This window comes from Hydrogenophaga sp. (genome assembly GCF_011772445.1).
Classification (GTDB): domain Bacteria; phylum Pseudomonadota; class Gammaproteobacteria; order Burkholderiales; family Burkholderiaceae_C; genus Hydrogenophaga.
Map to the genome: position 1 here is coordinate 353955 of NZ_WVZN01000047.1, position 8792 is coordinate 362746.

Below are 8792 nucleotides of genomic sequence, written 5' to 3' on the forward strand. Positions count from 1 at the left end.
CTTCGCCCGCGGCCGGAACCGCCTCAAAACGACGCTATAATTTGAGGCTGTTCCCTGATAGCTCAGTCGGTAGAGCGACGGACTGTTAATCCGCAGGTCCCTGGTTCGAGTCCAGGTCGGGGAGCCACCCAACACCCGCACAACGGCCTTCTTGCGAAGGCCGTTGTCGTTTCGGGGCCTTTCATCTTCCGCACGCCATGCAACGCCTGATCACCCTGGGCTTCTGGTGCAGCGTCGCCGGCCTCACCATCGCCTCCCTGGTACCGGTCGAGCTGCTGCCCCCGCAGGCCATGAACATCTGGGACAAGGCCCAGCACGCCCTGGGCTTCGCCTGGTTGGCCCTGCTGGGGCTCTTCGCCTACCCGCGCCAAGCCACGGCAGTGGTCGCAGGGCTCATCCTGTGGGGCGGCCTGATCGAACTCATGCAACTGGCCACCAGCTGGCGCTACGGCGAGTGGATCGACTGGCTGGCCGACACCATCGGCGTGCTGACCGTGTGGCTGGCCTGGCGCCTGCTGCCCGAGCGCCTGAGGGGCCGCGTGTTGTCCGCACGCACTTGATGCCACGGGGGCGCCGCGCACAATAGCGGGAACACGACCGCGCCAACGCCGCCCGCGCCATGACCCAGACGCCCCCCACCCGACCGCTGCCCTGGCTGGAGCCGGGGGAGCCGTTCCCGCCGGTCGAGCAGGCCTGGGGCGCGCACGATCCCGCGCCGGGCCTGCTGGCCGCCGGCGGCGTGCTGGACGTGCCCACGCTGGTGGCCGCGTACTCGCGCGGCATCTTTCCCTGGTACAGCTCGGGCCAGCCCATTCTTTGGTGGAGCACCAATCCGCGCATGGTGCTGTTCCCGCGCGAGTTCCGCCTGCACCGCTCGCTGCGCAAGACGATTCAGAAGCTGCAAGCCGAGCAGCGTCTCGACGTGCGCATCGACCACGACTTCGAGCGGGTGATCCAGGCTTGCGCGCAAACGCCGCGCAACGGCCAAAGCGGCACCTGGATCCTGCCCGCCATGGTGCAGGCCTATGTGCGCCTGCACCGCGCCGGCATGGCCCATTCGGTGGAAACGTGGATCGACGGCGAACTGGTTGGCGGCCTGTACGTGGTCAACGTCGGCGCCATGGTGTTCGGCGAATCCATGTTCAGCCGGCGCAGCGACGCCTCCAAGATCGCCCTGGCGGGCCTGATGGCGCTGTGCCGCCACCATGGCATCACCCTGGTGGACTGCCAGCAGGACACCGCCCACCTGGCCTCGTTGGGCGGACGCCTGATGCCGCGCGAGGACTTCGTGGATCACGTGCGCCTGGCCCTGCTGCAACCCGCGCCCCGCTGGGAATTCAGCCCCGTATACTGGCGCGAGCACTTCCCCATCGGCGACGAACGCGCGTGACGCACCTCAAGGACCTCCCGCTCCAGGCGCTGCAGTTCTACGCCACCGCGCCCTATCCGTGCAGCTACCTGGCCGGCCGCCAGGCGCGCTCCCAGGTGGCCACGCCCAGCCACCTCATCCACAACGACGCGTACTCCGACCTCGTCACGCACGGCTTTCGCCGCAGCGGCATGTTCACCTACCGGCCCTACTGCGACGGCTGCAACGCCTGCGTGCCGCTGCGCGTGCCCGTGGACCGCTTCGAACCCAACCGCAGCCAGCGGCGCAGCCAGCGCCAGCACGGCGGCCTGCTCACCCGGGTGCTCAAGCTGTGCTTCCTGCCCGAGCATTACCAGCTCTACCTGCGCTACCAGAACAGCCGCCACGCGGGCGGCGGCATGGACCACGACAGCGTCGACCAGTACACGCAGTTCCTGCTGCAGAGCCGCGTCAACTCGCGCCTGGTCGAATTCCACGAGCCCGACGCCCAGGGCCGGCCCGCCCGGCTCAAGATGGTGTCCATCATCGACGTGCTCAACGACGGCCTCTCGGCGGTCTATACCTTCTACGAACCCGACGAGCGCTGCAGCTACGGCACGTACAGCGTGCTCTGGCAGATCGAGCAGGCCCGCACGCTCGACCTGCCGCACGTGTACCTCGGCTACTGGATCGCGCAGAGCCCGAAGATGAACTACAAGGCGGGCTTCCGGCCGCATGAGGTGCTCATCGACGGCCGCTGGGTGCCCGCCCACGCCTGAATCGACCCCGGCGCAGGGTCTTTCAAGAATGCTGCGGTGCGGCGATTTCATCTTGTAAGATGGAGTTTGCACATTCGATCATGAGCAAACGATCCGACTCCCCCCCCACCGCGCCCACCGTCCAGGTGCTGGAGCGCATGTTCAACCTGCTGGAGGTACTCGCCTCCCGCGAAGAGGCGGTCTCGCTCAAAGAGATCAGCGAGAAGACCGGACTGCACCCGTCCACGGCGCACCGCATCCTCAATGACCTGACCATCGGCCGCTTCGTCGATCGCCCGGAAGCCGGCAGCTACCGCCTGGGCATGCGTCTGCTGGAACTGGGCAACCTGGTCAAAGCCCGCCTGAGCGTGCGCGACGCGGCCCTGGGGCCCATGCGCGAACTGCACAAGCAGATCCAGCAGCCGGTGAACCTGAGCGTGCGCCAGGGCGACGAGATCATCTACGTGGAGCGTGCCTACAGCGAGCGCTCGGGCATGCAGGTCGTGCGCGCGATCGGCGGGCGGGCGCCCCTGCACCTCACCTCGGTGGGCAAGCTGTTCCTGGCCGATGAGGACCCCACGCGCGTGCGCGCCTACGCCACCCGCACGGGCCTGGCCGGCAACACGCGCAACAGCTTCACGCAACTGCCCGCGCTGGAGCGTGAACTCGCCCAATGCCGCCAGGCCGGCGTGGCGCGGGACAACGAGGAGCTGGAGATGGGCGTGCGCTGCATGGCCGCCGGCATCTACGACGACCAGCGCAAGCTGGTGGCGGGTTTGTCGATCTCGGCGCCGGCCGACCGCATCGACGAGGGCTGGCTGCCCCGGCTGAAGGCCACGGCCGCCGAGATCTCGGCCGCGCTGGGTTATCCGGCCAGCCGCTGACTCGCGGCCCTCGGGGCATCAGCCCTGGGGACGCACCTTGGTGGCGATCATCTGGCCCTGGTGCTCCACCCAGCGGCGCACGCGCTCCGCGTCCTGGATGCGGCCGACCCGGCCACTGGCGTCCAGGAACACCATGATGAGCTGGCGCCCGGCCACGCTGGCCTGCATCACGAGGCAGCGGCCCGCTTCCGAGATGTAGCCGGTCTTCTGCAGGCCGATGTCCCACTCGGGGTTCTTGATCAGCCGGTTGGAGTTGTTGTACTGCAGCGTGCGCCGGCCCACGTCGACCTCGTAGCCGGGTGAGGTGGACAGGTCGCGCAGCATGGGGCGCTCATAGGCCGCCGACACCAGGATGGCCAAGTCGCGGGCGCTGGAGCGGTTCTGGCTCGACAGACCGGTGGGCTCCACGTAGCGCGTATCGTGCATGCCCAGTTCTGCCGCCTTGTCGTTCATGCGCTTCACGAAGGCGTCGAGGCCGCCCGGGAAATGCCGGCCCAAGGCATTGGCCGCGCGGTTCTCGCTCGACATGAGGGCCAGGTGCATGGCCTCGCCGCGGGTGAGTCGGGTGCCCACGGCCAGGCGCGAACGACTGCCCTTGATGGTGTCGATGTCGTCGCGGGTGATGGTGATCGTCTCGTCCATGTCCTGACCCGCCTCGACCACGACCAGCCCCGTCATGAGCTTGGTGAGTGAAGCGATGGGCAGCACGGCCGAATCGTTCTTGGAAAACAGCACCTCGTTGGTCCGCTGATCGACCACCAGGGCGACGCTGGCGTTCAGGTCGAGTTCGTCATCGATGCCATGCAGCCCGAGGCTCTGACCCATCGACAACGCCGGCGGCGTGACGGCGCGCACCGTGTGTCTGACGCGCTGGGCACGGGGTTTGGTCGTCGGCGCAGCCTTGACGAGCTTCACCTTGCGGGAGTCGACGCTCTGCTTGCGCTTGGCGGTGTTGACCTTCTTGACCGAGCGGCTGCTCACCTTCGGTTTGCTGGCCTTCTTGACGGGCGCCTTGGCGCTCTTGCTGGCCTTGGACGAAGAGCCCGAGGCGGCGTGGGCCACACCCCCTTGCCCGAGCACCCCGATCAAAGCCAGCACCATGGCGGCAATGAACGATTTCAGGGCGATCGGACGGAACAACATGACTCAACTCCAGCAAGGGGGACCAGCGCTGGGGCGGAGTATAGGGAGTCACAAAAAAATCAGCAATATCAAAAGCTTGGAAGGGGGTCTTAATTGATCGATGGAAAAAGGCACCGTTTGGCGCCCAGTTTCCTCCGATCGATAAGGAAGTTCTACAAGTCTTTGAAAACTTTGAACTTTATCCCTGTGCCGCCACCCTGTCGGCCTTGCTGTGCAGTTTGTTGAGCGCGCTCAGATAGGCCTTGGCGGACGCTACCACGATGTCCGGGTCCGCCCCCACCCCGTTGACCACACGCCCGCCGTGCTGCAAGCGCACCGTCACCTCGCCCTGGCTCTCGGTGGAGCCACTGGTGATGGCGTTCACCGAGTACAGCAGCAGCTCGGCGCCGCTCTTGACGTGCTGCTCGATGGCCTTGAGAGACGCGTCGACCGGTCCGTTGCCGTCGCTGTCCCCACGCAACTCCTTGCCTTCCACGGTGAACACCACCGACGCATGCGGGCGCTCGCCGGTCTCGCTGCGCTGGGACAGGGACACGAAGCCGTACTGCTCCTTTTCGGTGGTGACACTCTCGTCGCTCACCAGCGCCAGGATGTCCTCGTCGAAGATCTCGGCCTTGCGGTCGGCCAGTTCCTTGAACTTGGCGAAGGCGGTGTTGATTTCCGTCTCGGACTCCATCTCGATGCCGAGTTCCTGCAGGCGCTGCTTGAAGGCGTTGCGGCCCGAGAGTTTGCCCAGCACGATCTTGTTGGCGCTCCAGCCCACGTCCTCGGCGCGCATGATTTCGTAGGTGTCGCGCGCCTTGAGCACACCGTCCTGGTGGATGCCACTGGCGTGTGCGAACGCGTTGGCACCCACCACGGCCTTGTTCGGCTGCACCACGAATCCTGTGGTCTGGCTCACCATGCGGCTGGCGGGCACGATCTGCGTGGTGTCCACCGCGACGTCGAGGCCGAAGTAGTCGCGGCGCGTGCGCACCGCCATCACGATTTCCTCCAGCGAGCAGTTGCCCGCGCGCTCGCCCAGTCCGTTGATGGTGCATTCCACCTGCCGCGCGCCACCGATCTTCACGCCCGCGAGCGAGTTGGCCACGGCCATGCCGAGGTCGTTGTGGCAGTGCACGCTCCAGATCGCCTTGTCGGAGTTGGGGATGCGTTCGCGCAGCGTGCGGATGAACTCGCCATACAGCTCGGGCACCGCGTAGCCCACGGTGTCGGGGATGTTGAGCGTGGTCGCGCCTTCCTTGATCACCGCCTCCAGCACGCGGCAGAGGAAGTCCACGTCGCTGCGGTAGCCGTCCTCCGGGCTGAACTCGATGTCGGCCACCAGGTTGCGCGCGAAGCGCACCGACTGCTTCGCCTGTTCCAGCACCTGCTCGGGGGTCATGCGCAACTTCTTCTCCATGTGCAGGGCACTGGTGGCGATGAAGGTGTGGATGCGCGCGCGGTTCGCGCCTCTCAGGGCTTCCGCAGCGCGCGAGATGTCGCGGTCGTTGGCGCGCGCCAGCGAGCACACCGTGGAATCCTTGATGTGGTCGGCGATGGCCTTGACCGACTCGAAGTCCCCATTGGAGCTGGCCGCGAAACCGGCCTCGATCACGTCGACCTTCAGGCGCTCGAGCTGGCGCGCAATGCGCAGCTTTTCGTCCTTGGTCATGGACGCGCCGGGCGATTGCTCGCCGTCGCGCAGGGTGGTGTCGAAAATGATCAATTGCTCGCTCATGGTGGGGACTCCTTGTTGTAGGCGCGCGCTTCAGGGCGCGACGCGTTCGATCGATTCCTGCGCCTGTGTGGGCGCCACGCGCCGCAAGCCCGACACGATGGCCTTGAAGGACGCGGACACGATGTTGGTGTCGCGCCCCACGCCGAAGACGGTATGGCGCTCGTCCACGCGCAACTCCATGTAAGCCATGGCCTGCGCCTGGGCACCGGCGCCGATGGCGTGCTCATGGTAGTCGAGCACGCGCACCGATCGGCCGGTGGCCGCGTTCAGCGCGTTGACAAAGGCGTCGATGGGACCGTTACCCTCCCCTTGCACGGGCACCACCGCGCCCGCCCAGTCGACGTCGGCCGTCACGCGCACGCTGCCACCGGCCTGCCCGGAGGTGGTGGCGTTGGTGGGCGCCGGGGCGGACAGGGCGTACTCGCGCTCGAACAGTTGCCACAGGTCCTTCGCGGTGAGCTCCTTGCCGTCCAGGTCCATTACGGCCTGCACCGCCTGGCTGAACTCGATCTGCAGGCGGCGAGGCAGCTCCAGCCCGTACTCGGTTTCGAGCAGGTAGGCGATGCCGCCCTTGCCCGACTGGCTGTTCACGCGGATCACCGCCTCGTAGCTGCGGCCCACGTCCTTCGGGTCGATGGGCAGGTAGGGCATGTTCCAGATCTCGCCGTCCTTGCGCGCTGCGAAGGCCTTCTTGATCGCGTCCTGGTGCGAGCCCGAGAACGAGGTGTAGACCAGGTCGCCCACATAGGGATGGCGCGGGTGCACGGGCAACTGATTGCAGTGCTCCACGGTGCGGCGGATCTCGTCGATGTCGGAGAAATCCAGCCCGGGCCCCACGCCCTGCGTGTAGAGGTTGAGCGCGACGTTGACGATGTCCAGGTTGCCGGTGCGCTCGCCGTTGCCGAAGAGGCAGCCTTCGAGGCGATCGGCACCCGCCATGAGCGCGAACTCACCCGCCGCGGTGCCGGTGCCCCTGTCGTTGTGCGGGTGCACCGACAGCACGATGGATTCGCGCCGAGCGAGGTGGCGGTGCATCCACTCGATCATGTCGGCGAAGATGTTCGGTGTGCTGTGCTCCACGGTGGAGGGCAAGTTGACGATGCACTTGCGCTCGGGCGTGGGCGCCCAGACCGCGGTGACCGCGTCGACCACGCGCTTGGAAAACGCGAGCTCGGTGCCCGAGAACATCTCGGGCGAGTACTGGAAGGTCCAGCGCGTGTCGGGCTGCTCGGCCGCCAGGCGCTCGAACAGGCGCGCGTTCTCCACGGCCAGCTCGACGATCGCATCCTCGTCCATGCCCAGCACCACCCGACGCATGATGGGCGCGGTGGCGTTGTAGAGGTGCACGATGGCGCTGCGCGCGCCGCGCAGCGACTCGAAGGTGCGGCGGATCAGGGGCTCGCGGGCCTGGGTGAGCACCTGGATCGTCACGTCCTCGGGGATCAGGTCCTCGTCGATGAGGCGGCGCACGAAGTCGAACTCGGTCTGCGAGGCCGAGGGGAAGCCCACCTCGATCTCCTTGAAGCCGATCTTCACGAGCTGATGGAACATGCGCAGCTTGCGCTCCGGGTCCATGGGCTCGATCAGCGCCTGGTTGCCGTCGCGCAGGTCGACGCTGCACCAGATCGGGGCCCGGCGAATGACGGCGTCAGGCCAGGTCCGGTCCCTGAGGCCGACGGGCCGGAAGGCGGCGTACTTGCTAGCAGCTTGCTTCAGCATGGTGTGGACTCTCTCGTATCGACAGAACCCGCAGCCCCAAAAACACAAACGGCCCGCTGCGGGTGCAAACGGGCCGTTGGTGTGAGTCGCTCGCGCGCTACCGCATCTGCCCGTGACGGACACCCAGTAGTAGCAGCGAAGCGGCTTGGGAAAACATGCGTGGCAATGTATCACAAAGCCCGCGAAAGCCCATGGCGCGGGACGGCGTGCCGCTCAGTCGTCGTGCAGGCCGCGCTCGTCGGGCTCGTCGGTGGAGGTGCTGATCACGCTGGTTGGCCGGCCCTTGGACTTGCGCCACAGGTACACACCGTAGCCGGAGAGGCCGTAGAGCACGAAGAGGAAAAACAGCACCGTGGGCGGATGGATATTGATCACCGCGATGCCCAGCGCCACCAGCACCAGCGCCGCAAAGGGCACGCTCTTCTTCAGGCTCAGGTCCTTGAAGCTGTAGAACGGCACGTTGGTGACCATGGTCAGGCCGGTGTACAGCGTGATCACGAACATGACCCAGCTCACGTCCTGCGGCGCCACGCCGGTTTCCTGCATGAGCCAGATGAAGCCGGCCACCAGCGCCGCCGCCGCCGGCGACGGCAGGCCCTGGAAGTAACGCTTGTCGACCACACCGGTGTTCACGTTGAAGCGCGCCAGGCGCAGTGCGGCGCAGGCGCAGTACACGAAGGCCGCGATCCAGCCCCAGCGACCCAGGTCGCGCAGGCTCCACTCATAGGCGATGAGCGCGGGCGCCGCGCCGAAGGACACCATGTCGGAGAGCGAATCCATCTGCTCGCCGAAGGCGCTCTGCGTATTGGTGAGACGGGCCACCCGCCCATCGAGGCTGTCAAGCACCATGGCCACGAAGATGCCCACGGTGGCGAGGTCGTATCGGCCGTTCATGGCCATGACGACCGCGTAGAAGCCGCCGAACAGCGCGGCCAGCGTGATCATGTTGGGCAGGAAGTAGATGCCCTTGGGGCGGCGGCGCACCTCGCCCAGTTGTTCCACCTCGGTTTCGTGTCCGTCGTGCATGGCGTGTTCTTATGGAAATGTCGTCGGCCCGGAAGCTCTGAAGTGTACGTGCCGGGGCCCAAATGAGAAGGGCCCGGGCCGCGCATGGCGACCCGGGCCCGGGAGCGGCAATTGCCGCGCCTGACTGGACGATCAGTTGCGGCTCTGATCCACCAGCTTGTTCTTGGCGATCCAGGGCATCATGGCGCGAAGCT

8 protein-coding genes and 1 tRNA gene are annotated in these 8792 nt (G+C 66.7%); 5 read left to right on the top strand and 4 right to left on the bottom strand.

Annotated features, from left to right (window positions below; genetic code table 11):
- Positions 1 to 51: 51 nt before the first annotated feature.
- The 5 genes from GTO19_RS20915 to GTO19_RS20935 all read left to right on the top strand — a co-directional run bounded on the left by GTO19_RS20915 (position 52) and on the right by GTO19_RS20935 (position 2990).
- Positions 52 to 127 (top strand) — tRNA-Asn (locus GTO19_RS20915).
- Positions 128 to 197: 70 nt separating this feature from the next.
- Positions 198 to 560, top strand: coding sequence for a VanZ family protein (locus tag GTO19_RS20920; protein ID WP_291024478.1), 363 nt, complete (start codon positions 198 to 200; stop codon positions 558 to 560).
- A 59-nt stretch (positions 561 to 619) separates the two neighbouring features.
- On the top strand, positions 620 to 1390 hold the full coding sequence (gene aat / locus GTO19_RS20925; RefSeq protein ID WP_291024480.1) for a leucyl/phenylalanyl-tRNA--protein transferase: 771 nt from the start codon (positions 620 to 622) through the stop codon (positions 1388 to 1390).
- Positions 1387 to 2127, top strand: coding sequence for an arginyltransferase (locus GTO19_RS20930; RefSeq protein WP_291024481.1), 741 nt, complete (start codon positions 1387 to 1389; stop codon positions 2125 to 2127). Before aat ends, GTO19_RS20930 begins: the two co-directional genes overlap by 4 nt.
- Before the next feature lie 80 nt (positions 2128 to 2207).
- On the top strand, positions 2208 to 2990 hold the full coding sequence (locus tag GTO19_RS20935) for an IclR family transcriptional regulator (RefSeq protein WP_291024483.1): 783 nt from the start codon (positions 2208 to 2210) through the stop codon (positions 2988 to 2990).
- Between the two features lie 18 nt (positions 2991 to 3008).
- On the opposite strand, the gene GTO19_RS20940 is transcribed toward GTO19_RS20935, so the two are convergent.
- From GTO19_RS20940 to pssA, 4 genes are all read right to left on the bottom strand, one after another.
- Positions 3009 to 4091, bottom strand: a complete 1083-nt coding sequence (locus tag GTO19_RS20940; RefSeq protein ID WP_291024516.1) for a D-alanyl-D-alanine carboxypeptidase family protein — start codon at positions 4089 to 4091, stop codon at positions 3009 to 3011.
- A gap of 220 nt (positions 4092 to 4311) precedes the next feature.
- Positions 4312 to 5853, bottom strand: coding sequence for a 2-isopropylmalate synthase (locus GTO19_RS20945; RefSeq protein ID WP_291024485.1), 1542 nt, complete (start codon positions 5851 to 5853; stop codon positions 4312 to 4314).
- Between the two features lie 30 nt (positions 5854 to 5883).
- Entirely contained in the window at positions 5884 to 7572 is a 1689-nt protein-coding gene (leuA, locus tag GTO19_RS20950; protein ID WP_291024487.1) for a 2-isopropylmalate synthase, read from the bottom strand.
- A gap of 213 nt (positions 7573 to 7785) precedes the next feature.
- Positions 7786 to 8598 carry a CDP-diacylglycerol--serine O-phosphatidyltransferase gene (gene pssA, locus GTO19_RS20955; protein WP_291024490.1) on the bottom strand — a complete coding sequence of 271 codons (813 nt, stop codon included), beginning with the start codon at positions 8596 to 8598 and terminating at the stop codon, positions 7786 to 7788.
- Between the last annotated feature and the right edge of the window lie 194 nt (positions 8599 to 8792).